We start from the raw sequence: 26,797 nt of genomic DNA on the forward strand, positions 1-26,797 counted from the left end.
AGAAAAATCAAAAAAAGCCCGGCTGAAAAATACAGCCGGGCATGAGTGGAACTATTAGATTTTAGTCGGTGATGTGTGTGTTCATATTGATAGCCGTAATATCCCATTGGAGAGAATAGGCTTTTTTTGATAAGTTGAAATTAGGTGGAGCATGGGGATTAAAAATAGACACGGCGATACCTCCTTTGATACCGCCGTGTCCTTAAAAAAGGGCGCAATTAATACACCCTCCGTAATTCGTCTTTTTCAAAAGGAAAACGGCGGTTATGCTTTAACCGCCGTTGTGCGTGACCAATGTAAACAAAATCACCATTACAACAACGGTTTAGTTTTTAGGTGTTGTCAATTCAATGATTGGATATTGCTCTGTAAATCATGGGCTTGAAAGGCGGCAATATCAATGTTTGCTTGAATTTCAGTGTTGTTAAACTGTTGTTCCAGTCTGCTTGTTTCTGCCTTTAACGTCAGTTCGCCATTTATAAGCTCATTTTCTGTTTGTTTATCAATGAAAGTCTTAATCCCGTCCGTAATCCCAATAAGAAAAGTGTCCCGTTCTTGAACGCTAAGACCTTTACTATCCAACACGGTATAGTTGAGGATATAATCAATGAATAATTCAAAAACAGGAATTTCCTGCCCGTCCACTACCTCGGTTTCCCTTTTTTCAATGCGGTATCGGAGGGACGGCGTTTTGCTTTTGTTCTGAAATTTTGCGGTAAACTCCTGACTTGTTGCTTCCAAAGTAATAGTGAGAAAAGCCCGTTCTTCATCAGAAAGCGTTACTTGAATGTCATTCATTGAAATATCTCTTTGCACTCTTGCATAGCTGTCCTGAAAGCCCTCCTTTTGCACCAATTCAATGTAGTTCTGAAAAAAATCCTCTACGGACATTTCTTGATAGCCCTCTGCTTTAAGAGATAATAGTAGACGATAATCTGCTTCTGTGCCTACATCGCCCCGCTGCTCCGTAACCGTTTCCCCGTTAGGGAGTATCCTTTCTGATGGAGCATTATTTACCCGGTAAGATAGCTCTGCCATAATTTGAAAAGCAGCATTACTAAATTCTTCTGATAGTTTTTGGGCTTTTATTTCCAGAGCCTTTTGCATTTCAATCTCATTAGAAAGCTGCTCGGCTGTGCCGCCATTTACAACATCTTCAAAACCTGCCACCATTTCAGAAATGGCGCGGTTTCGTTCATCCATCAAAATATTTTCCGCGTTATCAATGGCATAATGGATTGTGTATTCCGTTGTGGAAATATCCTTTATGACAGAGCCTTGAAAGCTCCATTCATTCCATTTTTCAGCGACCGTCGGGACAAGAACATATTTGACAAAATAAGCGTCTGTATTGGTGTCGTGTATGCTTACATCTTTACCAACGCTATCAAGTAAAGAAAAATAGCCTTTTTCATCTGTTGAAATAGTCTGCCATACTTTTCCCCGGTATTCTGCTATGCTCATGTTCTCATAGTCATCAAACCGCAAAGCCAAAATCTCGGCGGGTACATCTGAAACAACGGAATCTGTGGTTGAATATGGCTGTGCCATATCGGAGCAGCCCCCAAAAAATCCAATGCAAAGCAACATAGCTAAACTTGATATAATCCTTTTAATTTTCATAGATAAACCTCCTGTTTTATTGGAATGATTTCAGTTTATTCCTGTTGTTTGGATTGGAATTGAATTGATTATGGAGCAAATATGGAGTTGAAAAAGGACTATCAAGTTTTTAACTTGATAGCCCTTTTTCTGCGAATGTCTGTATTTAGAACATAATAGTAAAAATCACACCGTCTTTTGAATTTTCCATACCGTATTTTGCTTCGTGCATATCTAATACGCGCTTCACAATGTATAATCCTAAACCGCTGCCCCCGGTTTGACGGCTGCGGGAGTGGTCGGGGCGGTAAAACGCTTCAAAAATCCTGCTTAAATCTTCCTCCGCAATATGCGTACCCGTATTCTCAATCGAAAAGTAAATGCTTTCGTCCCTTGTCGTCATAGAAACCGATACCCTGTTTCCGGCAGGGGAATATTTTAATGCGTTAATAATCAGATTGTCAAATACTCTTTTTAATAGCTGAATATCGCCATTATAAATTACATTGTCGGGTAAATCTGTATTTAGCTGCATTTCATTCTGTATAAAAGCGTCCTCCTGCGCGATAAGGCATTGCTTTACCAATAAAGCTAAGTCAAAAGGCTTACGACTACATACATATTCCGGGGCTTCCATTCTTGAAATTATCAGCAATTCCTGTACCATTGTTTCCAACCCATTCAACGCTTGAAGTGATTGAATGAGGTATGTGTCCCGGTCTTTATATCTTCCAATACCGCTAATCATGCCTTGAAGCTGTCCCTTTACAATGGTAATCGGTGTTTTAAGCTCATGGGATATGGCAGAAAAAAGCTCTGTCCGCTGCTGCTCCAGTTGCCTTTCTCGGTTAATGTCGTCTGATAATTGAGCATTTGTTTTTTCAAGCTCTTTCAAGGTAAAAGACAATTTTTCTGCTAAAGCAGACAGATTATGATATACCGTCCCTAATTCGTCCGTTCGGCTCGTTTTATAGTTCAGGTCAAAATCCAAGGCAATCATTTTTTTAGAAGCCTTGCTGATTTTCACAATGGGATAGGTAATGTACCGGGAATATACAAAGGCTGCAAAAATAGAGATTACTAAAACCATAACAATAAGGTACGGAAATATGCGGTTTACAGCTTCCACCGCATAATTAACAGCCTGTGAGCCGTCGGCAAAGAAAAAGGTAAATTCTTCTGTGTTGTCCGCGAAAGTAAAGCGGTATTCTCTTGTCCGCTGGATTGCATAATAATCCTTTATGTCTTTCTTCAAGGAGCCGTTTCCAAAAACTTCTAATCCGCTTTTGTCAAATATGTGAAGCTCCACACCGTCACCATATCTGTCTTGTGCGGTTTTTTCAATATCCATTGCGATAACCATAATATCATCATAATCAACATGTTTTAATTCTTCCGTGATATTATCCGCAAAAGATTTGACAGCTTCCAAGTCTACCTGATTAGGATAGGTTTTGGGAATAAGCCATGCGATAAAGGCATATGTGGCAATACAGCATATCGTCAGTAAGAGCATAGTCAAAAGAAAAATCTTTGTCGTCAAAGAGCTTTTATATTTCTTTATCAATTCTGTACCCCACCCCTCTAATGGTATCTATCAAATCTATGTCTAATTTTTTACGCAAGTTTTTTATATGAGTGTCTACAATACGCTCGTCACCGTAAAAATCATACTTCCACAAAAGATTGATTAAATTATCCCTTGTTAGTATTCTTCCCTGATGGGAAAGAAGCTCCCGCAATATTTCAAATTCCCGTGGCGTTAGCTCAATGTTATTACCATCAACATAGGCTTTGTAAGCGTCAACATCTAATTGCAAATTTTTATATTTTATAAACTGGCTGTCTTTATCGTTCGCTGATGTGCGCCGTAAAACAGCAGTAAGTTTCCGCATTAATACAGGCATTGAAAAGGGCTTCGTCACATAATCGTCCGCTAATAAATCAAACCCTTTGATTTGATCATTCTCACTATCCATAGCGGTCAAGAAAATAATTGGAATATTTGACCTCTTTCTAATTATTTCACAAACGCTATACCCATCTATTTTAGGCAGCATAATATCCAGCAGAACCAATTCAAAATTATGTGTTGAGAAAAGCGTTACAGCTTCCACGCCGTCCGAGGCTAAATATACCTCAAATCCCGCTTCCTGAATATAATCGTGCAATAGCTCTTGTATAGATATATCATCTTCAACAATCAAAATTTTCTGCATTGTGACACCTCCCATTCAAATCTATCATTCTAATTTGTAGTACATATGGAGCTACGGATTATTTTTATATCGCTCATCTTTCGGTTTCTCTGCGTCTTTTGGAATAAGCCACATACGACTAAAACGGGCAACGCCCGGTATTCTGTTTTCTTCGCAAAGTTTTTGCACTCGCCGCTCTGAAATACCCCACTTTTTTGCGGCTTCCGGGGCAGAGATATATTCCATACTCACCCGTCCTTTCATTAGCATTATCCTATATTATATACGGCGAACCGAATAATAGCAAGTATATTTTATGATTTATTTAAGTCAATCATATGCTATGTGTAATCATATCTAAAGCATGGGGTGAGCAGTAAAATGTAGTAGGGTGAAATAATATGAATCGAAAAATCGACAAATACGATTTTAAGGCTTTCGGTCAAGCCATAAAAGCAGCACGAAAAGCAAAGGGAATATCGAGAAACCAATTAGCAGAACAAATGAACATAGCCCCTCGATATATTGCGTCCATTGAGAACAGCGGACAGCACCCAAGCCTACAAATCTTTTATGAGCTTGTTACTCTTTTAGATGTATCGGTAGACCAATTCTTTTTTCCAAATAAGGTAACAGAAAAATCCACGCAGCGCAGACAGCTTGACAGTCTGCTTGATGATATAAGCGACAAGGGATTACAAGTTGTCACCGCCACCGCAAGAGAGATTAAGGAAGTCGAAACAGGGGACGCATGAATGTCCATACCACAATCGAATAATTATTGAAAAGCGTTGCAACCTTTGAGGATTGCAGCGTTTTTTCTTTTGCGCTTCTTTGGCAAAATGGGTTTTTCTTTTGTTGTAGGTAGTAGGGAAAAAGAAACGTAGCAAGCATAGGAAAGGGGTACCCTTTCCGTATTTTGCCCTACAAAATTGCTTGTTGGGAAGTATCCCAAACCCTCTAAAAACGGAAAGGAGCGGCGGCGTATGAACGGACGAAAAAGGACAGTGCAAATCAAGTTTCGTGTGACGGAAGAAGAACGCACATTGATAGAGGAAAAAATGAAGCTCATACCCACCCGCAATATGGCGGCGTATCTGCGGAAAATGGCAATCGACGGGTACATCATTCAGATAGACCATAGCGACATAAAGGCAATGACAGCAGAGATACAGAAAATCGGGGTTAATATCAATCAGATAGCGCGGCGCGTGAACAGTACAGGCAGCGCATATCAAGAGGACATAAACGAGATAAAGGGGGCGTTAGATGAGATATGGCGGTTACAAAGATTAAGCCTATTAAAAGCACATTGAGCAAAGCCCTTGACTATATTCAAAACCCGGACAAGACAGACGGAAAAATGCTTGTTTCCTCTTTCGGCTGTTCCTTTGAAACGGCAGACATTGAGTTTGGATTTACCCTTTCGCAAGCGTTGGATAAGGGAAACAACCTCGCTCACCATTTAATACAATCCTTTGAGCCGGGGGAAGTGGATTATCAGACCGCCCATGAAATCGGGCGGCAGCTTGCCGACGCTGTTACCAAAGGGCAGCATGAGTACGTTTTGACGACGCATATTGACAAGGGTCACGTCCATAATCACATCATTTTTTGTGCGGTCAATTTTGTAGACCTCCACAAGTACAATTCCAATAAAAGAAGCTATTACGGCATACGGAACATGAGCGATAAGCTGTGCCGGGAACATGGCCTATCCATTGTCGTTCCGGGCAGAGGAAGCAAGGGAAAAAGCTATGCGGAGTACCAAGCAGAAAAGACCGGGACGAGTTGGAAAGGAAAGCTGAAAATTGCGGTTGATACCCTTATCCCCCAAGTGTCCGATTTTGAAGAATTATTGCGCCGATTGGAAGCGGCGGGCTATGAAATCAAGCGGGGAAAATATATATCATGCCGCGCACCCGGACAAGAACGGTTTACCCGTTTGAAAACCCTCGGCGCAGATTATACAGAGGAAGCCCTAACAGAACGTATCAAGGGCAGACGCACCCGCGCCGCTAAAGCCCCACGGACAGAGAAAAAGGGCGTTTCCCTGCTGATAGATATTGAAAACAGTATCAAGGCGCAGGAGAGCCGGGGATATAAGCAATGGGCGAAAATCCACAATCTGAAACAGGCGGCAAAGACGCTGAACTTCTTAACGGAAAACCGTATAGAACAGTATACGGACTTGACCGCTAAGATTGCGGAAATCGCGGCAGAGAGCGAACAGGCCGCCGACGCATTAAAGACCGTCGAAACCCGGCTTGCGGACATGGCGGTGCTGATTAAGAATATCACTACCTACCAAAAGACAAAGCCCGCCTATGACGCATACCGCAAAGCAAAAAACAAAGAGAAATACCGCGCAGAGCATGAAAGCAATATCATTCTGCATGAAGCGGCAGCCAAAGCGTTAAAGGCGGCGGGTGTGTCCGGCAAGCTCCCGAATGTCGCCGCCCTGCAAGCAGAGTATGAAAGTCTGCAAGAGGAAAAAGAAAAGCTATATGCCGAATATGGCAAACTGAAAAAACAGGTCAAGGAGTACGACGTTATCAAACGGAACATAGACAGCATTTTACGGCAGGACAAAGAGCCTGAACGGGGAAAGGAAACGGAACGGTGATAATGTATATTTATGGTAGAAATACAGTGAAAAAAGTGATACGATATAATTATCCAACAATAACAGGAGTTTTCAGAATGGCAGAAAAGAATATGCCGGATTACGATACAATCCAAGCCGCCGTTGCAGGTAAAGCATGGGCAGTGAAAAAGGTGCTTGACTGTTATTCAGGCGAATTAGACAAGCTCGCAACGGTTGAAAAGAAGCAGCCGGACGGAAGCATGAAAAAGGAAATTGACGCGGATATGCGGCAAACTCTTGTGCTGAAGCTCATAGAAGCTATCCCGCAATTTCTGTCTGCTTGGCGAAATGGAAAGAGAAGCGTATAGCAATGGGAACAAAAAACCATAAACAGATAAACGGCAAACTTCTACGGACAGATAAGCAATTCCGGCACTTAAAGCAGCGGCAGAAAGAGAACATCAGCGCATGGCTGTATGAGGAATACCGCCGCTTATGGATAGAAACCGGGCATGAGCCACACCAACGGAACAACTGGAAAATCGTAGCTGCTGTCATGGAACGGATAGAAGCTGCGGATATATGGATACCGGAATTTGAGGTACGCGATTATTTCTATCGGCGCAAAAGCCACTACCGCAATCGGATTGAAAAAGAGCTTCAACAGGCAGAGGAAACGGAGGGATTATGATATGACACGCGGGGAAATATGGAAAGATTTTTTCAAGAAAACGGTTTTGCCCGCCGCTATTGCATTATTTCTATTCTTCATGTTCAAATCAGTATTTACCAATAACAGCGAAACAAATTATTTTTATGTATGGCTGTGCTGCGGTATCCCATTTGGTATTCGCCGTATGTTTGTCTGGCTTGTGCCGCATGGGTATGACTTAGGCGGTACGGTGGGAATTATCGCCCTCAATTTCATTTTGGGCGGTATCATTGGCGGCATCATTCTGATATGGCGGCTTCTTTGCGCCGCGTGGTACATACCTTTGACAGCGTACCGATTGTTGACGATAGGCAAAGGCAATACGGTTGAAATCAACTTTAAGGAATAAGCGCAAAAAAGAACGGGACAGGTAGAAAAATACATAAGATTTCAGACATAGGGGGTTCAAATGTGCAGATGTATATACTGTAATTCAGAGGATTTATCAGTTTCCGATATTATTTCATACGCTTTAACTGGTGCTAAATTAACAAAAAAGTTTGTATGCCATAAACATAATGCGTTTACAAATGAAAATTTTGAAAAAACAGCAATAGCCAATCTTGTTTTTTTTCGCAACTCATTAGGGTTGACAGAAAGAACTGGTAATGACATAAAATATAAAGCTAATTTAATTATTGATGGGATTACTATACCCAACGTATTTGTAAGTAACAGGGCTTCAATTTATGAAGATAAAAAAAGGCTTTTTCCTGCTGAACAAGATGGTAAAAAAGTCTTAATAGGTAATACTGATAAGTTGAAGCAAAAGCAAGGGGTCACTGACGATAATATTAAAATTTTAGATATAAAAGACAGTATTGTAAGTGTTACATTTTCCATAGAGAAATTATTTGCTTCAGATGAAATGTTAAGAACAATTTCTAAAATTGCATATGAATGGTACTGCTACACTAATGAAATTAATAATTTTTTGCCTGAAACGTACCAAGACATTGTTGATTGCATTTTAATGAAGCGTCCTGTTACTGAATTTGTAGAAATTGTTGTTGATGGAAATCTTGATTATGCTTTAAAGGATATTTGCTATTTGGGAAGCCACGGGTTGTTTGAATATATTGATGTTGATGGATACAAATATGTAATTTTGAATTTTTGGGGTATTGTCTACTATAAAATTCGTATTTGTAACTTAAATAATCCTAATTTGGATTTAGCTAACTATTATAATTTATACCTATATGGCATAGATGGAGAAAAATCACAATCTTGTTTTGGCACATTAAGAGTGACAGAAACAGTAGAAAAATCCTCCTTTGTTTCAATGCCTGCAACACAGGCGATACAACAATTTCATAAGGTATATACATCTAAGTTGGAGCAGTTAGTGAAAACAACTGTCCTTACCCTATCTAAAACGAAAGATTGTGTAGATTCATTACGTAAATCTATAAATGCATATCAACAATATCATGATTTTGCTCGTCTTGTTGAATACGAAGATAATGAACGAGTATCTACAATTCGTTTGCTTCTGTTTTTGGTGGAGCATAAAAACGACTATGCAATGGATAAAACCTTTAACGAAAACCTTAAGGGATTGTATAAAATCGAGGACACTTTAACGGTGACTGTAGAAGAAAAAATAGAATACCTCAAATATTTGCTATCATTGCATGAGAGAGATTCATTACTTAATATAATTGCAGATGGAATAGAGTTTTTTGATAAAATATATGCCAATGAGAAAGGAATATAAAGAACGGGACGCGGCAGCCGATAGTGGCCACCGCGCCCCGTCTTTTTATGGGTGCAGTTTTAAGTGTCCGTTACGCAGTAGAACACCATTTTTGAGGGGATAGGTATAAATACCTTACCCTATGAAAAACAAGCTGAAAAAGTGGCATGATACAAGGCTTTTTTCGCCCCTACTGCGTAACAAGGACGCGTCTTTTTCTCATGCGCTCTGCGGCCTGCCTGTTGGTAATACGCTTGCGGCAATCTGGGCAGTATTTGACATTGTTAGAGCTTGACGCAAAGGACGCGCCGCACACCAAGCAACGCCGCTTGTCCTCGGCTGCGTAAAGCTCGGCATATAACACTTTATCAAGGGGCAGGACAGCGGCGCGAAACCATTTGCAAAGCAAGGAGTATGAAATAAGCTGCGGACAAACGCACTCGTCCCCGTCGTCAAGCAATATGCAATTCCCGTCAAAGCAGTTGCAGCACTCTTTTTTCACAAGGGCGTTTACCCGTCTGCTTTGGGGCGGTGTCAGCCGCTTAATCTCACTCATATTTCATCGGCGGCGTAAACGGCAAGCTCCGCGTACTCCGCTTCACTCAACGGGGCGATTTTTTCAAGGGTACGCGCCGCAAGCTCCCGTATATCCGCGTCCATATAGGGCAGCGCGGCGTTGATGTTGGTGGTAACCTCCTGCTTGCCGCCCTCGTTATAAATGCTCAAAAGGTTTGTTTCCTCAATGGTAAATCTATTCATGCTCATACCTCCAAATCGTGATTTTTTGATTTTGCCGCCGCCTTTTTCGTGGCGGCCTTTTCCTTGTCCTTTGCAAGCTGCGCCCGGATTGACTGGTGGGGCTTGCGTAAGCCCTTGTCCCGGTTCTCGTCCTTTGCAACCATAGCGTAAATGCCGCGTCGGTCTTTCAGATTGCCAAGGGTCAGTGTCTTATAGGGCAGCATGGCAAGCAGACGGTCGGTGTCTTTGCTTGACGCAAGCTGCGTAAAATACGGCGATACTTCTATCATGAAATGGGTCGTATTAGGGCTGTTCGGCTCTTTGAGGGTTTGAAGCCCGGACAAAATACGTCGGGCTTCGCTTTCAATCCGGCTGCCCTGCAGGGCGGCGATATGCTCTTTGAAATTTCCCTGCGTCAGCTTATCCCGGCGGTGTTTTTCCTCTTGCAGAAGATAGCGCAAGGCTTCGGGGTCATTGGGCTTCGCTTCAAAGCGTTCAAACTTGCCAAGCTGCGGGTCGGGTGTTGCGTCAAAAGGCTGCTTCGCGGGCTGCTCCCGTTCTCCGTTCTCATAAATCAGCGTGTAGGTGTCGGCGGGCAAAGCATGGTCGATAACATGCTTGAAATGCTGCGGGTAGTCAAGCTCATATAAGCTGCCTTTCATTTTCCCGTCCTCGCTGCCGGTGATTGTAACAGCATAGGCAAGGATATGGTCGCGGGTCTGCTCGGCATAGAAACGCCATGTATTATGGGGTCCGGTGTCCTTTAGAAAAACGTCGCGCTCTCTGAAACAATGCGTCCCCGACGGGCGGGAAAGCCAAAGCAGCGTTTTATCCTCGGCGGCGGGGCTTGCCGCCGCCTTTTGGATAATCTGTTTGTCAATCTCAAAATCGCTTTGGTAAAATGCGGTGTTCTGCCGCATGATAGCGTCAAGGGATACGAAAACGTCCACATTTTCAAACTTGTGCATAGGGTCAACTCCTTTCCAAATCCTGCGTTTTATTCTTTGCGGGCTTTTTCTGCGCCCGTTCCTTATCTGTCCTAAGCTGCGCCCGGATAGAGGGCTTTTCTTCCTGCTTGCCGACGCGCTCCTTGTCGGCTTTGATGGCATTTGCAAGGTCAGTAAGGGAAATCGGCTCACCCGCCTTTGCTTTCTGCTCCAATTCGCCTACGGTGGGTGTCTGTGGCGTGTTATTGATAATCCCGTCAAAGTTGTTGTCGTTTTGCTCTACGGTGTCCTCGATATGCTTCAAATAATTTTGGGGCTGCTCAACCGCTACGGCAAAAGCCCGTGTACCATTCCCCATGATGTAATATTTTCCGTCGTCTGAATTGTGATGAACGCCGTACCCGGCTTCTTTCATCTGCTCCATGCTCATAGAGGTTAAGCGGAAGCTGCCGCGCGGCGTTGTGATTTTCTCCCCGGTCAAAAATTCGTCCGGGGTCAGTTCTTTTTGCTGCTCCTGCAAAAACTCCGGCACTTGCCGATAGCCGAAACTGTCTACATAATGGGCGGCGTCCTGCCCGTTCTGATGAAGCACCACTACGTCGGAAACGGAAAGGCTATGTCCCTTAAAATCTTTCGGGTGGTCGATATTAAACTTTTCCAAAATGCTTTCAAGGGTCATATCCGGCGCAAGGGGCGCGGAATAGATAAGGTCATAGTTCGCAGGGGCAACCGTGTGTCCCTCCGCTTGCAGACGGTCGTAAGGCTCAAAGCGTAAATCCCGCGTTTCGTCGCCACGCTTCAACTGATAAATGGAGTAGGTATTTTCGTCCTGCCCGGTTTCCTGTGTCGGCTGCTCCTGCGATTTTGCGAAAAGCTCCTTTACCTGTCCCTGTGTCAGTTCTCCGGCGGTAAGCCGGCCCATAAGCTCGCGGCATTTTCCCGGTGTACCGACAAACAGAATATCGCCAATCTTTGCCGTTCCGTCCTCCTGCGGAATGTAGGCTTGCAGCAGATAGCGGTTTTCTATACTGTCGCTGCGGGGGTTGGCGTGTACCTTGTAGATGTATTCTTGCGGCTGCTCCTGCTTGACTTCCTGCGCCTTTTGGATTTCTGCCATATGGGTATCAATGGAATTGATAATCTCGGCGGCGGTGCTGCGGATTGTTTCAAGAGAGCTTTTCAGTTCCGCAAGCTCCTTTCCGCTGCTCCACCCGGCAACATATCCAAAGGAATAATCCGACGTATCAAGTCCGTAATGCTGGCAGACAGTGTATGCGATACTTTCCGCTTCCACTTCGCGGGTGCGGCGGTCGGGGCGGTTTTGCTGTTCTTCTTTTGGGGCGGTCAAATCAATGTCGTGCAGCTTCGCATGGGCGATTTCATGTATCAAGGTTTTAAGGGTCTGCAACTGGCTTGCGCCCTCTAAAAGCGCAATCCGTTTATCCTCCAAATGGTAGTAGCCCTGTGTGCCGCCTGTCATTTCCTCAAAGCCTACGGGAACGGGGGAAGTTTTTTCAAGGGCGGCGAAAAAATCCTTGTACTGTTCCACATCACCCGTCAAAGCGTCCACGGCAATGTCGGGCAATTCCTTTCCCTCGGTCTGCGAAACATCAAAGACGGAAACCACCTTAAAAGCGGGAATGGTAATTTCCTTTTCTTCGGTAACGGGCTTTCCGTCTTTTCCGATAACGGGCTTCTGCGTATGCGGGTCGATTTTCTCCATTTCCTTTTTTACTTTGAATGGGGACGGGGCAATGATTTTGATACCCTTTTCACCTTTTTTTACATTGCGCTCAAACTGATTTTTCCAAGAGGAAAAGCCCGCGATAAGGGAAGCGTCCGGTTTCTGCATGGCGATAAGCAGGGTATTGTTAAAGCTGTAATTGTGAAACTTTGACATGACGCTTAGATACTCTTTATAGCGGTTACTGTCAAACAGTTCAGAAATACCCTGCTCCAAGCGGTCGGTAATCTCTTTGAGCTTTTCGGCGGGTTTCTCGGAAGTAAGGACAAGAGGGATAACAGGGCGCGGCTGCGGCGGCTCTGCGGTCTGCATTGCGCTGATAGCCTCCATATCTGCCTTTTCGGGGTCGGGTCGCTGCGGCTGCGGGAAACTCATAATGCGGTATTCTTGCGGGATTTCCGTTATCGGCTTCCATTCCTCACCGTTTGGAACGATATACCCATACTCGGTAAACACGCCTTTTTCATGCTCGGCGGCAAGCTGCCCCAACATTTCAATGTCAACCGCTGCCGCCCATTCGTCGGGTATCTGTATCAAGCCGGAATGTTCAAAGGTATGCTCCCCAAGCTGTATATTGCTGAAAATATCAGGGTGAAAATCATAAACACCCGTGTTCTGCGTAAGCTCAACAAGTCCGTGAACGTCGTAACGGCCTGTCATAAATTTGGTTGCGGCGTTCAGCTTGTCAATCTGCCTGCTATCGCGTGATTGCAAAGCCGCCGCCAAATAGTTCAGCTCATCCACTCCTGCGCTTCGCACATTTTCAAGAGATAGACGGGTAACGCTGTCAAGGACGCTTTCAAAATCCTCAATTAAAAAGTCTTGCGGGTTGTTTGCCGTAATATCCATTGCTTTCATAGCTTCGTGTAGCTGCTCGGCGGTGGCGGGAAGTTTCAGCCAATACCCGTGTTCGCCGTTTTCATATTTCGCGCTGTTGCTTATCCGTATAGATAAAGGGTCATTCATGCCCTCACGCTCCTTTCGCTGTTCCGTATTTTGTTGCTGTGAAATAAAATCGCCGCCGTTATTTTCTACGGCGGCGTGGTCGGCTTGTTTCGGTTCCTCACCCTCTATGGTGTAGCCCGGTAAAAGCTGCCCGTTTACCTTGAATTGCTGTGCATATTCCTGCGGGATAGGCGGCGATATTTCTATGAACAGGTGGGAATATGCCTTGATACGCCCATTCAGATATTTTTCCATAGCCGCCTTGTCTGCAAATACCTTTCTGTCCTGTACGGCAATCCGCGCCTGTCGGTACCCGTCCGGGCTGTTTGTGCGGACGCTCCATGTCAAACTCCAAGAGTAAGGAACAGATTGCTTTGTTTCCCTGTCATACCGGGTATTCTCGTAAATGTGGTAATTCATTTGATAAACCATGTTGCTGATAGCATGGTGGTATTCCTCGGCTTCCCATTGATTAGAGGTGTGCTTGACGGTGGGGGTTCTCGTGTACTCAATCGCTTTGTCAAATAAAAGCGTTTTGCCCGCCTGTTCCTCCCATGCGGCAGCGTGTTCTTGCAGACTTTGAAAAATTGTCTGTTCAGCAGCCGCGCTTTCCTCGCGCATTTTTTGTAGCTGTTCCAACGGCAAAGCGGTTAAGGTGGAAATATCCGCTTTTTCGCTTTCAAAATACATTCTGCGCTCTATCCTCATGCTTTCGGCTGGGTCTAAGTTATCGTGTTCATAGGCAGAATAAGATTTCATTTAGCACGTCCTTTCTCAAATTTATTGGTTTGGCGTTTTTCGGTTTTTATAGAGGGTTTGGGAAACTTCCCAACAAGCAAATTCCCGCCGTTCTCTGCGAGAAAAGGCGGGGATTTGACGGAAAGGGTACCCCTTTCCTATGCTTGCTACGTAAGTTCTTTGTCCCTCTGAATGGTAATGCGGTAGTTGACGTATTTCCCGCCTGTGTCGGCTAAAAGCACTGTTCCGTCGTAGGTTTTGTCCGTCTTTGGGGAGTAAATCCCCTTGACCTTTGCCTTACCGTTTTTTAGGAGAGCGGCGGCAATTTTAGAGGTAAAAGCGGTTTTCCGTTCCTCAAAGAAGCGGTCATTTTTCCACATAACAAAAGCGCAATCCTTGTTTTCGCAATAGTAATTTTTCTTGCCCTCATAGACATTGCCGCAGCAGCGGGGGCAGTTGCCGATAACATGCTTTTCGTCCTTGAAACGCTCCTTGTCCGTATCGGAAAGGGACGGATAGGCTTTCACAAGTTCCCGCGCCATTTCTTCAATCCCATGCATGAAGCTGTCCGGGTCGGCGGTTCCCTTTGCAATCTGCGTCAGGGCGTTTTCCCACTGGGCGGTAAGCTGCGGAGAGGTCAGGCTATCCGGCAGCACACAAACAAGGTTATTTCCGTCTGTGGTGGGGATAAGCTGCTTGCCCTTGCGCTGCACAAAGCCGGATTTTACCAACTTTTCAATAACGGCGGCACGGGTGGCGGGTGTACCAAGCCCGCGGCGTTCCGCGTCCGGGTCGGTGTCCTCATTTCCGGCGCGTTCCATAGCGGAAAGCAAGGTCGCTTCGTTGTGGGGCTTCGGCGGTGTCGTGTCATGCGCCGTTACCCTTGCGGCGGGGCGGTCAAAGGTCTGCCCCTCGGCAAACGGCGGCGCGTCAAGCTCCAATACCTCGTTGTCGTCGTCCTCTGCGTCGGGTTTTGCTTTCAGCGTAGCCCGGTAACGGCGTTCAAGCTCTTTCCACCCGGCGCAAAGTACCGTCTTGCCCTTTGCGGTAAACTCCTTGTCGGCGCACATAAAAACTACCGTAACCGCTTCAAAGGTGTGCGGTTCAGCAGCGGCAAAGAGCAGACGCGCCCCGGCAAGGATAAGGATATTCCGTTCGCTTTCCGGCAGCGCGGCAAGGTCGGTTTTCCCAAGCTCGGCGGTAGGGATAATGGCGTGGTGGTCTGATACTTTTTTACTGTCAAGCAGACGGGAAACGTCCGGGGAAAAGTCCACGCCCTGCATGAAAGGCAGCTTGCCGCAAAGCAGGGCGGCAATACCCGCCGCCGTACCGCCCATGTCGTCGGTCAGAAATGCGCTGTCCGTTCTCGGATAAGTCAAAAGCCGCTTTTCATATAGGCTCTGTGCAAGGTCAAGGGTCTGCTTCGCGGTGTAACCGTGAATACGGTTTGCTTCCCGCTGCAAGCTCGTAAGGTCAAATAACCTCGGCGGGGCAACGGTTTTCTTTTCGCGGGTCAGAGAAAGGCAAACGGCCTGCGACGCTTCGCAAGCCGTTTTCAGTGTGTCCGCTTCCTCGGCGGCGCGGATCCTCGCGCTTGCCGCTTCCGCGCCGCCTATGCTAAGGCGCACATGGTAGTATTTTTCTTTTTGAAAACCTGTGATTGCCGCGTCCCGGTCTACAAGCATTTTCAGCGTCGGGGTCTGCACCCGTCCCACATTCAGGGTCTTGCCGTACAAGCAGGAAAAAAGACGGGTGGCGTTGATACCGATAAGCCAATCCGCTTTTGCCCTGCATAGGGCAGACGCAAAGAGGGGGGCATACTCCCGTCCATCTTTGAGCGCATTAAACCCTTTTTTAATTGCCGCGTCCTCCATAGAGGAAATCCAAAGGCGGCGCATAGGTTTTTTGCACCCTGCCACATGGTAGACGAAACGGAAAATCAGCTCGCCCTCACGCCCTGCGTCGCAAGCGTTGATAACCTCGGAAACGTCGGTGCGGCGCATAAGGTCTTTTAAAATTTTGAATTGCTTTTGTTTGTCGGCCGCAACGGTGTATTTCCATTCCTGCGGCAGAATGGGTAAGGTTTCATAGCTCCATTTTTTGTACTGCTCCCCATAGGCGGCAGCTTCGGAAAGCCCCACCAAATGACCGACACACCAAGAAATAAGATAGTCCGCGCCCTCGATATACCCGTCCTTTTTTCCCTTTGCTCCAAGAACGGCGGCAATAGTCTGGGCGACGCTCGGTTTTTCTGCAATGACTAACGCATAGCTCATTCCTCGTCCTCCTGTTCTTCTTCGTCAGTTTCGGGCTGTTCGTCCCCGGCTTCCTTGTCGTACTCGTCAAAATCAAATTCGTCAAGGTCGGTATTGCCCTTGACCGCCTGTTTCGGCTTCAAAACCTTAAAGTAATAGAACGCGCCGCCAATCCCGGCAAAGAGCAGCAGCACCATGAGCAGCGTACCGCCCGTATTGCTTTTTTCCTCTTTGGGCTGTTCCGGCTCCGGCTGCGGTGTGGGTTCGGGGGTCGGCTGCGGGGTGGCTTCTGAATTTTGCGGTAGTTTATCCTCGTCTATGAGAGCCATTAAGTCGGATTCGTCCACCTGATTGAGGAAATGGACGGTGTTTTCGCCCTGTGCGGCGTTGTCAATAATGATGTAAAAGTAGTTGCCGCCCTTGCTTTGCACAACAATAAACTGCTTATCCTCGGCGGCGGCGCCCGCTATGTCGTCCACAAGGCTCATGTTACCCTCCGGGGTAAGGGGCTGCGGCTCGGCGGTTTCTACAATTACGTTACTGTCGTCGGTGGGAATGTCCTCACCACCGCCCGCATAGGCGGTAACAGAAAAGCCGCCCATCAAGATAAGGGCGGCAAGCAGTACAAAAAAGCTGCGGAAAAGTTTTTTATTCTTCATTCTCGGTGTCCTCCTGTTCGTCATAGTCTGCGGGAACGGCAGCAATGCCGGGGATAGGCTCGCCGGAGAGCATAGCGGTAAGTTCCGCAGGTGTCAGGCGCATAGAGCGCACAAGCTGAACGATTTGCAGATTTTCCGCTTCTGTTTTCTGCGCTTCAAGCCCTTTCAATTTGTTCTGATACTCTGTAATTTTTTCGCGGGTCTTTTGGATTTCCCGGTCGATACGGTCAATTTTGTTATTTGCCATTGTGTCATACTCCTTTCAATTTTCAAAAATAGTCAGTCCCAATTCATCAGCCCATAGCCTTTGATACAAGCATAGTCAAGGGAATAGCTCTTGATTTTGCAGGCGTCGCCGGAATTGCCCTCAACGGTGTAAACACGGCTTCCGTCTGTGCCGATAACAAGCCCTACATGGTCTGCACTCCCGTCTGAATCCCAATCGAAAAAGATAGCGTCGCCGGGGGCTATGTTGCTGTAATTTCGGTCACCCCATTGTCCGCGAGAGGTAAACCACGGAATCCCCTGCGACTGGCAGGCTGCAAAACGCGGCTCGGATAAGCCTGCTTGCCCGTAGCACCAGGATACGAAACAGGCGCACCATTCCACGCGGCTGTTAAAGCCGTACCAGCTCCAATAGGGAGCGCCGCCCACATTCCCGACTTGTGACTTTGCAAGTTCTACAAGCTGCGGATTGCCGGGACGTGTGCCGTTTACCAAGTGAACGCCGCTTAAATCCTCGGACGGGTTCACATCGGGAGAGCCGCCGCCGAACAGTAACGGCTTGTTGCCGCTTGTTTCCAAGTAAACGCGGTACATTTCAAGCTGTTCTGCCGTTAAAAGCTCCGGCACGAAAGAGGATATCGCCTTATTTGTCAGCTTGACATTGAGAATGTAATAGTTGTAGGGTACTTCGACGGTATAGGTGTCTGTATGGGTGTTTCCGTCCTCGTCCGTCCATGTATCGGTACGGGTTTCCGTCCGATAGCGTACCTCCACGGTTTCGGTGAGCGTCAGCGTATACTGCCTGTCAAAGACGCGCTGCAATTCTGCCTGTGCGCTCTGCGGGGTGTAACTCTGCAAAAGGGCGGTCAGATAGGAAGCCAGTTCGTGGGGGTTATGCCCGATATTATCAAGGTCATAGCGGTATTCATCATAGCCGGGGTTATCGCGCTCAATATTGTCTATCCTGTATTGCAGTTCATTTTCCTTTGCGGCATAGCTGTTTTCCACCGCCACAAGGTCGCTGTCCTCCGACGTGTACGACGTTCCCAATATGCCGTTTAAGGTGCCGGAAAACATAGAGGAAAAAGAGGACAGTCCCGCAAAAATAATAATGAACAGCAGCAGCGCGGCAATGGCAATGATGACACCTGTCGGGTGCCGCGCCACAAATGCAAATCCTTTCCGCGTCTGCTCGGCGGTTTTCTTTGCTGCCTTGCCGACATTCTTTGCGGTCTTTACACCGCCCGACTTTACCGCTTTTGCATACTGCCGCTTGATTCGCTGCTTCTGCCAAAGGCGGGAAAGGGGGTTGCTTTTAAGCTGCGGGTTATTATGCAGCGTCTTATGATACTGAAAATCCACGTTTGCCTGAAACGCTGCTTTTTCCGCTTTGGCTGCCGCCCTGTAGGGTTTCAGCCTATGGCTGCGGTAGCCCTGCCGGATTTTCCGCGCCCCGTATTTTGCGCCGCGCTCCGCTAATTCCTCGGATTTGTGCGCTCCCTCAACGCCGGAATTGTCCTTTTCAACGGAATGTATCTTGTTATGGATAAAACTACCCGCTTCCTGCGCGGGGCGGGGCAACGGGTTTTTGTTGGTTTTTCCGGGCATGGGCTTTTCCCGTTCTTCAAAGTGCAGGCGGGTTTTGCCTTTACCTGTGGCTTCGTCAAAGGTGCGCTCCGCAGCAAGTTTCTTTTTCTTCGGAATAGCCGCCTTTGCCGCGTCTAAGCGGTCAGCCGCTTTGTCGGATTTCCTGATATACTTTTCAAGCTCCGGGTTATGAAGTTCCTCGTCGGTAAATTGCAGACGGGACGATTTCATTTGTGCGGCAGCTTCCCGCTGCGCCCGCTGTACCGCCTTTTTGGACGCTTTGCGGGTATGCGCTGCGTCTATGCGGTGAAAAAGCTGCTCGGCATCTCCCGTGTCCTGCCTGTGGGATAGTTCGGGCGCAGGGGGCAAAGGGGCAGCATTGGAAGATACAGGGTCAAGCTGCGCCGCGTCCTGTGCCGCCTGTTGTTCCGGCGTTTTCTGAAAATCCGGGTCTTGCTCCCGTTTACTCACGCGCTCGGTTTCGCCTGTGGTTTCGTTTTGCCTCATCAGCCCGTCACGGCTCATTTTCTGCGTGATTTTGTCACGGGGCTTTAAGGGGTCTTTCAAGAGTTATCACCTCCAATCCGCGCCCTTGCAAGGGCGCAATACTCGGTATTTAGTTCAATGCCAATATAGCGGCGGTCAAGGGTTTTCGCCGCAAGCCCCGTCGTGCCGCTTCCAAAGAACGGGTCAAGGACAATGCCGCCTTTCGGACAGCCCGCCATAATGCAGGTTTCCGCTAACTTCGGGGGAAAGGCAGCAAAATGACCGCCTTTGTAGGGTACGGTATTGATAAGCCAAACGTCGCGCTTGTTGCGTATGGTGGGGATAAGCGCGTCGTCATAATAGCCGCCTTTTCTCGCCCTGTTGATACCTTGTACCTTGCCTTGTCCGGGTACTTCCCCGGCGTATTTGTGATTTGCGCCGCGCCCGGATTTGTATCGCGCCGCCGTTGTGGGGGCTATGGGTTCGGCAATAGCGGCAGCGTCATAGAAATACTTTTTTGACTTCGTAAGCAAAAAAATGTGTTCATAGCAGCGGCTCGGACGGTCTTTGACGCTTTCGGGCATGGGGTTGTCTTTCTGCCAAATAATATCGCTGCGTAAAAACCACCCGTCAGAGCGCAGGGCAAAAGCTAAAAGCCACGGAATACCGATTAAATCTTTTTGCTTGCAGCCCGCCGCCTGTCTTGCGATATATACGCCTTGCCCGTTCCTGCCTTTGGGGTTTTTGGGGTCGGTGTAGCTGCCCTTACTGCCTGTGCCGCAATAGGTGTCCGCGATATTTAACCAGAATGTACCGTCTGAACGGAGTACCCGGCGCAGTTCCCGAAAAACCGCAACAAGCCTTTCAATGTACTGTTCCGGCGTGTCCTCGCGTCCAATCTGGGCTTCAAGCCCATAATCCCGCAAAGCATAGTAGGGCGGTGATGTTACGGCACAATGGACGCTTTCGTCGGGAAGCTCCCGCAAGGCAAAGAGCGCGTCCCTGTTGATGATTGCGTCCGTTTTCATGCGCCCCTCACTTCCTCCGGCTTCGTCGTCATGACCCGGTAAAGCTCGGTATTCTGCGGGAAACGGTCTACAAATGGCAGTACCACGTTGCCGTAGAAGATAAGCCCCTCGCCCGCTTCGGTGTGGGTAACGTACTTCATTTGCTGCGGGGAAATGTTAAGCTGCTTTGCAAGGATAGCCCGGTCACCGGCGGCCTGATTGAGCATAAGCACAAAATCGGAGTTTTCAAAAATGTTTTCCACCTCGCGGCTGCTCAAAAGGTCTTTCACGTTCTGCGTGATTGCGGTTGGTATGCCGCCCCACTTTCTGAATCGCTTCCAAATTTCCACGCTGTAAGCGGCGGTCTGTTCCTCTTTTAAAAGTAGATGAAACTCGTCCATATAATAGCGTGTTGCCTTATGCTCGGCGCGGTTGACTGTTACCCGGTTCCATACCTGGTCTTGCACAATGAGCATACCTAACTTTTTTAGCTGCTTTCCAAGCTGCTTAATATCAAAGCAGACAAGGCGGTTTGAAAGCTCCACGTTGGTACGGTGATTAAAGACGTTAAGGCTCCCCGAAACGTAAAGCTCCAATGCCGACGCGATACGCGCCGCTTCCGGCTCCGGCTGCTTTAAAAGCTCGTCGTAAAGGTCGCCCAAGATAGGCATTTTCACCGGGTCGGGGTCGGCAAGAAACGGACGGTAGACGTTGCGGACAGCCCGGTCAATGACCGTTTTATCCACGGGCTGCAAGCCCTCTTTCCCGCCAATGACCAGCTCGCAAAGGGAAAGAATAAAGTCGCTTTTCAATGCAAGGGGGCTGTCGTCCTCGCTGTAATTTAAGTTAATATCCATAGGGTTGACGTACTGTGTGCTTGTGGGCGAAATGCGGATAACCTGTCCGTGAAGCCTTTGCACAAGGGGGTAATACTCGGCTTCCGGGTCGCAGATAATAATATCGTCGTCGGTAATGAGAAACGCATTTGTGATTTCCCTCTTTGCCGCAAAAGATTTACCGCTTCCCGGCGTTCCCAAGATAAGCCCGTTCGGGTTTTTCAGTTTCTTTCGGTCACATAAAATCATGTTGTTGGAAAGAGCGTTCAGCCCATAATAAAGGGCTGCGCCCTCTTGAAAAAGCTCCTGTGTGATGAACGGAATAAAAATTGCGGTGCTGCTCGTCGTTAAGCCCCTTTGAATGGGAATAAGATTTTCCCCAATAGGGACGCTTGATAGAAAGCCCGCTTCCTGCAAGTAGTCAAGACGGGTCAAAGCGCAGTTGTATTTTTGCGCGATACCCTTAACGGCGAACACGTCATTTTCAAGTTTGCGCTTCGTGTCTGCCATGTTCACCACAAGGAACGTAAGTAAAAACATGCGCTCATTCCTGCTCTGTAAATCCTGCAAGAGATTTTTCGCTTCGCTGCCGAATGTGGCAAGGTCGGACGGGATAATATCCATGTCATACCCGCTGCGGACAGCTTTTTTCTGTTCCTCGATTTTCATTTTGTCAAGGTCGGTAATTTTGCGCTTAATGGTCTTGATTGCTTCGCTCTGGTCGATACTGCGGATATGCAAATTGACAATAACGCCCGTTTCAAGGTCGAGAATATCCGCAAGCATACGGTCATTGAGTTCCGGCGCAAGGATTTCAAGGAAGCTCGCCGCACCGATTTTCTTACCCATGCGGAATGTGCGCCCTTCGCCAAAACGAAAAGAGGACGGGGCAATAAAATCCTTTGTAGACAACCCGGACGGGGCAAGCCAAGAAAAATCAAAGGAAAAAGGTTCTCCCTCCGGGTGAAATACGCCATGCAGCATTTTCAGCCGTTCATAGCCCGTCATGGGGCGGGCTGATACGCCAAGCACCTTAAAGTTGTTGAGTACGTCGGTTTCGATACGGGCAAGCCGTGCCTTTGCTGTGGCAAGGTTATCCGCTTCAATGGAAAAGGTAATTGCCTTGTACTTGACAATCCCGTTGTTGCCTTTTTCAAGCTGATTTTTCAGCATGGCTGCATACTCGGCGCGAATGGAGTTGAAAGCGTCCTCCTGCGTGGGAATGTCGATAGCCTTTTCTGCTTCGCTTCGCTGCGTCCCTTGATTGATAAAGGAAAGCTGCACCGATACGGAAGCGTCAAAGTAGTTTAGAAAATCGCACCAGTTTTCAAAAATGGCGGTTTTGTCGTCTGCCTGTGCAAGCTGATAGTTAATATCTTCAAACACAATGCTCTTGCTGTATTTCTTTTCTGTTACCCTGCAAATCCCGTCCGGGTACATGGTAAGATAGGGAATCGTCTGCTGCGCGGTATGCGCTTTCCCGTCGCCCTTTGCCTTTTGGATAATGGCGGCAATCTGCTTTTTCTCGGCGCGGGTCAGCTTGCGCTTATTTCCTGCGGGTTTTGTTTTTGCCGTTGACAATAGCCGATACCTCCTTTTCAAGTTTTCGCTGCCGTTCCAAAACGGCGTAAAAGTTTTCCGTTTGATACGGACGTTCTTTGGGTCGGATAAATTTTGTCTGAATGATGTTTTTTGCCACGACTTCAAGGGGTTGCCCGTGCTTCTCATACATGGCAATGAGGAAGCAGGGCAGCATGACAACAATCATTACAAACGCCGCAAAGCTCGTTCCCGTGCTGTCTTTGAGTAAAAAGAAAAGCGGCAATCCGATTAGGAGAGCCGCCGAAAAGCAGATGATTTGCCGCTTCGTCAGGTTGAGAGCGACTTTTGTTTTGATACGGGATAGGTCTTTTGGTACGGGTACATACGCCATAAAATACCTCCTTTCGGTTCAGTCTGCTAATGGGCTGAAAAAATTGATTTTGCAAGTGTGCCGGATTTGAACAGGGAAAAACAGAGGATAACGGTATAGGCTGCAAGGGAAAATATTGCACTGTGCAGATTGTCCGCTATTATCATGTCGTTTACCAAAACCGCGTAAATGCCGACGCATATCATAATTAAAAAGCCTTGAAAGCCAAGAGCAAACAGGCTTTTAAGGTAGTTGTTTCCTATCTGCCCCCACTCCCGGTTTGTCATGGTTGCGAACGGAATAGGGGATACGGAACAATAAAGGTAAATTTCTATCATACGCCCGTACAGGATTACCGTTATCAGCACCGACATGATTTTCATGCAAAGGCTAACAAGGCTTGTTTCCATAACGAGCAACAGCAGTTCGGGGATTTCCATAGCGTCAAGCCCGGATTGCATGGACGCAAGCGCGGCGGCAACATCAATGTTTGTGTTGCCGCCGATTACGCCCGCCGCACCCGATACGACGTGCTGCGCCATATCGAACACCGCCATAGTGATAGTAAAGGTATTGGTAACAAGAAACACCGCTACCCACGCCTTAAAAAACCACTTAAAGAACATGAACGTATCTATGTCGTGCATGTTGTTCTTTTCCGTTACCATGCTGATAAGCTCGTAGCATAGAACGTAGGTAATCACAAGCCCCGCAATGGGTACGATTACATTTTCCGAAAGGGTCTGAATCATGGAAAAAATATTCGCGTTCCAACCCTGCGGGGTCTTGCCTACCTCGGCGGCGATTGTGCCGACTTTTTCGTTTACGTCCCCGAACATAGTTGACAGATTCCCGTTAATGGCTCCGATAAGGATTTCCTTTATCCATTCGTTAATCGCGTCAAGTATGCTCTGCATAGGCGTTTACCCGCCCTTAACCGAACAGGCCGGAAAGCAAAGGTACAAGGGTTGCGCCAATCAAAGCAACGCCGCCGCCCGCCATGAGCTGCTTCATGCCTTGCGATTTTGCGCCCGGATTGTCGTTGCCATATCCCTCCAAAAGGTTGATAACACCCCAAATTCCCAAACCCGCACCCAATGCGATTACGAGTGTCTGCAAAACTCCTACCGCCGAATTAAAAAATGCCATAAATGACCTCTCTTTCTGCCGCTTTTGCGGCTCACATATTTTTTTGATTTTACTTTTGGGTACAAAAAAAGCGATAGTCCGTAAACTATCGCAAAAGAAATACCGCCCCATAGTTGGCGGCATATTGTTATGAAATTGTAGTAGGGGCGCGTACCCAATAGCCCCATGTTTCTTTATAGATTGTATCACCTCCTGTTACTGCTCCTGCAAAGCGGCTTCGTCGATTTCGTAGTAGTCAAAAACCTCGTCCGGCTTTACGATTGCGGGGCGTCGTCTTAAATGCTTTTCCATGTCAAAAGCATTTTTCGGGTCTGCGTCGGAAAGGTATTGATACTTCGGGTGCCGGGTTATATCGTACTTATCAGAGAGAAACGGGCGCACGCCGCGTAGCTGTAAAATGCACTTCCCGCCGTCCATAACGGCGATTTCGTCCTGCGTCATCAACTCCTTTCCCAATTTCTGATAATTCAGCCCGTGGGAAACTTCCCGCCCTCTGTTTTCGGACGTGTTAAAGCTGTCTATCGTTTCCTTTCCCAAGATTTCAGAGATTTCTTTCAAGGTGGTTTTTTCTTTGCCGCCCAAGAAAAGCGTGGTGTCGCAGTTGCCGATTATGGTATCGGCGTTGTCCTTGTAAATAGCTTTTAGCTGTGACTGGCTCTGCAAAATAATAGAAGCCGAGATTTCCCGGCTTCGTATGGTGGCTATGAGCTTTTCAAACTTTGGTATTTGCCCGATATTCGCAAATTCATCTAACAGGCAGCGGACATGGACGGGCAGCCGCCCGCCGTAAACGTCGTCGGCCTTGTCGCAAAGTAGATTGAAAAGCTGTGTGTAAAGAATGGAAACAACAAAGTTAAAGGTGTCGTCCGTATCGGAAATGATAACGAACAACGCCGTTTTGCGGTCGCCTATGGTGTCAAGCTCCATTTCGTCGGTTTCCATTAGCTCCCGCAGTTCCCGTATGTCGAATGGGGATAACCTTGCACCGCAGGAAATGAGGATTGACTTTGCGGTTTTGCCCGCCGCAAGTTTATATTTCTTGTACTGCTTCAAGGCAAAGTGTTCCGGGTCTTTTTCTTCCAAGCGGTCAAACATGAGGTCAACGGGATTTTGAAAGTCCTCGTCGTCCTCACGGGCTTCCGACGCATTTATCATTTCAAGCAGGGTCGTAAAGTTCTTTTCATTCTCCGGGGCTTCATACCAGATATAGCCGATTAAGGCGGTGTAATAGAGCTTTTCCGCTTTCACCCAAAAATCCTCCGTGCTTTTTTCACCCTCGCCTTTGGTGTTGCTTATAATAGTCGTAACGAGCTTCAAAATGTCCTTTTCGCTGCGGATATAGACAAAGGGGTTGTACCGCATACTTTTCTTAAAATTGATTGTATTTATCACCTTGATACGATACGGCTCATAGACTATTTTCCCATTTCTCATTACGGGTTTCCCGTCCTCACCGATTTTCGGGGTGCCACGGGCAAGCATTTTTCCGCACTCTAATAAAACCGTTCCTTTTGGGTCGGTCACAACATAGCTGCTGTGCATTTGCATAAGGTTAGGCTTGACGAAAAAGCGGGTTTTTCCGCTGCCGCTGCCGCCGATTACAAGCACATTTTTATTTCGTGCATACTTCGGCTGCTTCGGGCGGCTGCTCATCATCAGCCGTTCGGTCTGGGTAAGAATGACGTTGTTTTCAAATACCGGGTCAACATAGGGCTTTATATCTGCCGCGCCGCCCCAACGGGCAGAGCCGTATTCAATGCCCTTGCGGTACTTTTTCGCATTCCTGCCTTTGATATAAACGGCAAGCCGGATAAGTACCGCGCCCCCAATGCCAACGAGTAAATCCACCGGGTTAAAGCTCGGCGCGGCAGAAGAAAAGGCGGCAGTAAACCCGTTCCCGATTGACAGGAGCTTTGCGCTCATGTTAGCCCCCGGCGCAAGCCGGAAAGCCTGTGCCGCTTTGTCAAAGAGATACACAAAGAGCAGATAGGGAATGTTGGGGATAATCAGCTTTTTCAGATTTATATCGCTCATAGCTCAATCCCCCTGTCCTTTTTATTCACCTTGACGCGCTCGCTGTTCTTTGCCGCCGCCTTTTCTTTCATGGTGGAAAGCAGTTTGCGGATAGAGGGCTTTTTATGCTCTGTCAGCTTTTTTGCAGAAAATTCCTTAAAGGCTGCGGTCAGCGCGTCCGCGTCGCGCCCTTTGAAAAACACAAGGTAATGGGGAGGGGTTTCGGAATTGTCCTTTTTCAAGGCAAAGTCAATCCCATACTTTTTCGCGGTACTCTCAAAGGCTTTGATATTTCCGTCGGTGATTTCAATGTTGGAAACGCCTGCGTTCTGCTTCACAAGCTGTTTTAGGGTCTGCTTGCCGTGGGGCGTCGCCTGTTTTTCAAGCTGCTTTCTCATCTGTGAAAGCATGAATTTCATAGCTTTTTGCAGCAACTTTGCAGATAGCTTTGTCGCCTTTATGGATATGGCAATCGTCTTTTCGTTTACTTCATCTTGCATTTACCGTCCTCCTTTCACGGTATGGCGGTGGTTTTGGGCATTTATATCCGCACCCGCAGCCCGTTCAAATCCTCGGCACGGACACCCACAAGATACCAGTTTTCAGCCATTTCAATACGAGTCGGCTTCCATTTGCCGCCGATAAATACGTCGAAACATTCCCCGCAATACAGCCCGCCGTAATAATCGGCAAGGTCAAAGCGAATGTCGTAACGGTCTGTCTGTTCATCAAAAATCAATGCTCCCTGTTTCATGGAA

General features: G+C 47.3%; 27 protein-coding genes. 7 read left to right on the forward strand and 20 right to left on the reverse strand.

Features of this window, described 5'->3' with window-relative positions:
• Positions 1-342: 342 nt before the first annotated feature.
• From QO263_RS08690 to QO263_RS08705, 4 genes are all read right to left on the reverse strand, one after another.
• Complete coding sequence (locus QO263_RS08690) at positions 343-1,623, reverse strand: hypothetical protein (protein ID WP_285628892.1); 1,281 nt, start codon at positions 1,621-1,623, stop codon at positions 343-345.
• Between the two features lie 145 nt (positions 1,624-1,768).
• Entirely contained in the window at positions 1,769-3,169 is a 1,401-nt protein-coding gene (locus QO263_RS08695) for a sensor histidine kinase (protein WP_285628894.1), read from the reverse strand.
• On the reverse strand, positions 3,153-3,821 hold the full coding sequence (locus QO263_RS08700) for a response regulator transcription factor (RefSeq protein ID WP_285628896.1): 669 nt from the start codon (positions 3,819-3,821) through the stop codon (positions 3,153-3,155). Before QO263_RS08700 ends, QO263_RS08695 begins: the two co-directional genes overlap by 17 nt.
• Before the next feature lie 51 nt (positions 3,822-3,872).
• Entirely contained in the window at positions 3,873-4,046 is a 174-nt protein-coding gene (locus QO263_RS08705; RefSeq protein ID WP_285628898.1) for a helix-turn-helix domain-containing protein, read from the reverse strand.
• A 155-nt stretch (positions 4,047-4,201) separates the two neighbouring features.
• On the opposite strand from QO263_RS08705, the gene QO263_RS08710 reads away from it, so the two are divergent.
• The 7 genes from QO263_RS08710 to QO263_RS08740 all read left to right on the forward strand — a co-directional run bounded on the left by QO263_RS08710 (position 4,202) and on the right by QO263_RS08740 (position 8,819).
• A complete protein-coding gene (locus QO263_RS08710; protein ID WP_285628901.1) occupies positions 4,202-4,555 on the forward strand; it encodes a helix-turn-helix transcriptional regulator in 354 nt (117 codons plus the stop codon).
• 231 nt (positions 4,556-4,786) lie between these two features.
• Positions 4,787-5,116 (forward strand): plasmid mobilization protein, encoded by a 330-nt coding sequence (locus tag QO263_RS08715; protein ID WP_285628903.1) that lies wholly within the window; start codon positions 4,787-4,789, stop codon positions 5,114-5,116.
• Positions 5,077-6,426 carry a relaxase/mobilization nuclease domain-containing protein gene (locus QO263_RS08720; RefSeq protein ID WP_285628906.1) on the forward strand — a complete coding sequence of 450 codons (1,350 nt, stop codon included), beginning with the start codon at positions 5,077-5,079 and terminating at the stop codon, positions 6,424-6,426. The genes QO263_RS08715 and QO263_RS08720 overlap by 40 nt, the downstream gene beginning before the upstream one ends.
• 77 nt (positions 6,427-6,503) lie before the next feature.
• A complete protein-coding gene (locus QO263_RS08725; protein WP_285628908.1) occupies positions 6,504-6,755 on the forward strand; it encodes a helix-turn-helix domain-containing protein in 252 nt (83 codons plus the stop codon).
• A gap of 2 nt (positions 6,756-6,757) precedes the next feature.
• Complete coding sequence (locus QO263_RS08730; protein ID WP_285628911.1) at positions 6,758-7,078, forward strand: hypothetical protein; 321 nt, start codon at positions 6,758-6,760, stop codon at positions 7,076-7,078.
• Position 7,079: 1 nt separating this feature from the next.
• Entirely contained in the window at positions 7,080-7,448 is a 369-nt protein-coding gene (locus tag QO263_RS08735) for a DUF6050 family protein (RefSeq protein ID WP_285628914.1), read from the forward strand.
• A gap of 60 nt (positions 7,449-7,508) precedes the next feature.
• Positions 7,509-8,819 carry a hypothetical protein gene (locus QO263_RS08740; RefSeq protein WP_285628916.1) on the forward strand — a complete coding sequence of 437 codons (1,311 nt, stop codon included), beginning with the start codon at positions 7,509-7,511 and terminating at the stop codon, positions 8,817-8,819.
• A gap of 169 nt (positions 8,820-8,988) precedes the next feature.
• On the opposite strand, the gene QO263_RS08745 is transcribed toward QO263_RS08740, so the two are convergent.
• The 16 genes from QO263_RS08745 to QO263_RS08820 all read right to left on the reverse strand — a co-directional run bounded on the left by QO263_RS08745 (position 8,989) and on the right by QO263_RS08820 (position 26,793).
• Entirely contained in the window at positions 8,989-9,354 is a 366-nt protein-coding gene (locus QO263_RS08745; protein ID WP_285628919.1) for a cysteine-rich VLP domain-containing protein, read from the reverse strand.
• Positions 9,351-9,557 carry a transposon-transfer assisting family protein gene (locus QO263_RS08750; RefSeq protein WP_285628922.1) on the reverse strand — a complete coding sequence of 69 codons (207 nt, stop codon included), beginning with the start codon at positions 9,555-9,557 and terminating at the stop codon, positions 9,351-9,353. The genes QO263_RS08745 and QO263_RS08750 overlap by 4 nt, the downstream gene beginning before the upstream one ends.
• Before the next feature lie 2 nt (positions 9,558-9,559).
• Positions 9,560-10,504, reverse strand: coding sequence for a hypothetical protein (locus QO263_RS08755; protein ID WP_285628925.1), 945 nt, complete (start codon positions 10,502-10,504; stop codon positions 9,560-9,562).
• 4 nt (positions 10,505-10,508) lie between these two features.
• Complete coding sequence (locus tag QO263_RS08760) at positions 10,509-13,931, reverse strand: YodL domain-containing protein (protein WP_285628928.1); 3,423 nt, start codon at positions 13,929-13,931, stop codon at positions 10,509-10,511.
• A gap of 146 nt (positions 13,932-14,077) precedes the next feature.
• The gene (locus QO263_RS08765; RefSeq protein WP_285628930.1) at positions 14,078-16,186 is read right to left on the reverse strand and encodes a DNA topoisomerase 3; all 2,109 of its coding nucleotides are present in this window, start codon (positions 16,184-16,186) and stop codon (positions 14,078-14,080) included.
• Positions 16,183-16,824, reverse strand: a complete 642-nt coding sequence (locus QO263_RS08770) for a DUF4366 domain-containing protein (protein ID WP_285628933.1) — start codon at positions 16,822-16,824, stop codon at positions 16,183-16,185. The genes QO263_RS08765 and QO263_RS08770 overlap by 4 nt, the downstream gene beginning before the upstream one ends.
• Positions 16,814-17,071 carry a DUF4315 family protein gene (locus QO263_RS08775; RefSeq protein WP_285628936.1) on the reverse strand — a complete coding sequence of 86 codons (258 nt, stop codon included), beginning with the start codon at positions 17,069-17,071 and terminating at the stop codon, positions 16,814-16,816. Before QO263_RS08775 ends, QO263_RS08770 begins: the two co-directional genes overlap by 11 nt.
• Before the next feature lie 32 nt (positions 17,072-17,103).
• Positions 17,104-19,161 carry a CHAP domain-containing protein gene (locus tag QO263_RS08780; protein WP_285629254.1) on the reverse strand — a complete coding sequence of 686 codons (2,058 nt, stop codon included), beginning with the start codon at positions 19,159-19,161 and terminating at the stop codon, positions 17,104-17,106.
• Positions 19,162-19,199: 38 nt separating this feature from the next.
• Complete coding sequence (locus tag QO263_RS08785) at positions 19,200-20,150, reverse strand: DNA-methyltransferase (RefSeq protein WP_285628938.1); 951 nt, start codon at positions 20,148-20,150, stop codon at positions 19,200-19,202.
• Positions 20,147-22,546: a VirB4-like conjugal transfer ATPase, CD1110 family gene (locus QO263_RS08790; protein ID WP_352169647.1), complete on the reverse strand. Its 2,400-nt coding sequence runs from the start codon at positions 22,544-22,546 to the stop codon at positions 20,147-20,149. The genes QO263_RS08785 and QO263_RS08790 overlap by 4 nt, the downstream gene beginning before the upstream one ends.
• Positions 22,512-22,898 carry a PrgI family protein gene (locus tag QO263_RS08795; protein ID WP_195199042.1) on the reverse strand — a complete coding sequence of 129 codons (387 nt, stop codon included), beginning with the start codon at positions 22,896-22,898 and terminating at the stop codon, positions 22,512-22,514. The genes QO263_RS08790 and QO263_RS08795 overlap by 35 nt, the downstream gene beginning before the upstream one ends.
• Before the next feature lie 26 nt (positions 22,899-22,924).
• Positions 22,925-23,794 (reverse strand): VirB6/TrbL-like conjugal transfer protein, CD1112 family, encoded by an 870-nt coding sequence (locus QO263_RS08800; protein WP_285628940.1) that lies wholly within the window; start codon positions 23,792-23,794, stop codon positions 22,925-22,927.
• A gap of 16 nt (positions 23,795-23,810) precedes the next feature.
• The gene (locus tag QO263_RS08805; protein ID WP_006773673.1) at positions 23,811-24,026 is read right to left on the reverse strand and encodes a Maff2 family mobile element protein; all 216 of its coding nucleotides are present in this window, start codon (positions 24,024-24,026) and stop codon (positions 23,811-23,813) included.
• A 195-nt stretch (positions 24,027-24,221) separates the two neighbouring features.
• Positions 24,222-26,060: a VirD4-like conjugal transfer protein, CD1115 family gene (locus QO263_RS08810; RefSeq protein ID WP_285628943.1), complete on the reverse strand. Its 1,839-nt coding sequence runs from the start codon at positions 26,058-26,060 to the stop codon at positions 24,222-24,224.
• Positions 26,057-26,539, reverse strand: coding sequence for a PcfB family protein (locus QO263_RS08815; RefSeq protein ID WP_285628946.1), 483 nt, complete (start codon positions 26,537-26,539; stop codon positions 26,057-26,059). Before QO263_RS08815 ends, QO263_RS08810 begins: the two co-directional genes overlap by 4 nt.
• A 41-nt stretch (positions 26,540-26,580) precedes the next feature.
• Complete coding sequence (locus QO263_RS08820) at positions 26,581-26,793, reverse strand: DUF5348 domain-containing protein (protein ID WP_285628949.1); 213 nt, start codon at positions 26,791-26,793, stop codon at positions 26,581-26,583.
• Between the last annotated feature and the right edge of the window lie 4 nt (positions 26,794-26,797).

Origin of the sequence: Proteiniborus sp. MB09-C3 (assembly GCF_030263895.1) — a bacterium.
Taxonomy (GTDB): Bacteria; Bacillota; Clostridia; order Tissierellales; family Proteiniboraceae; genus Proteiniborus.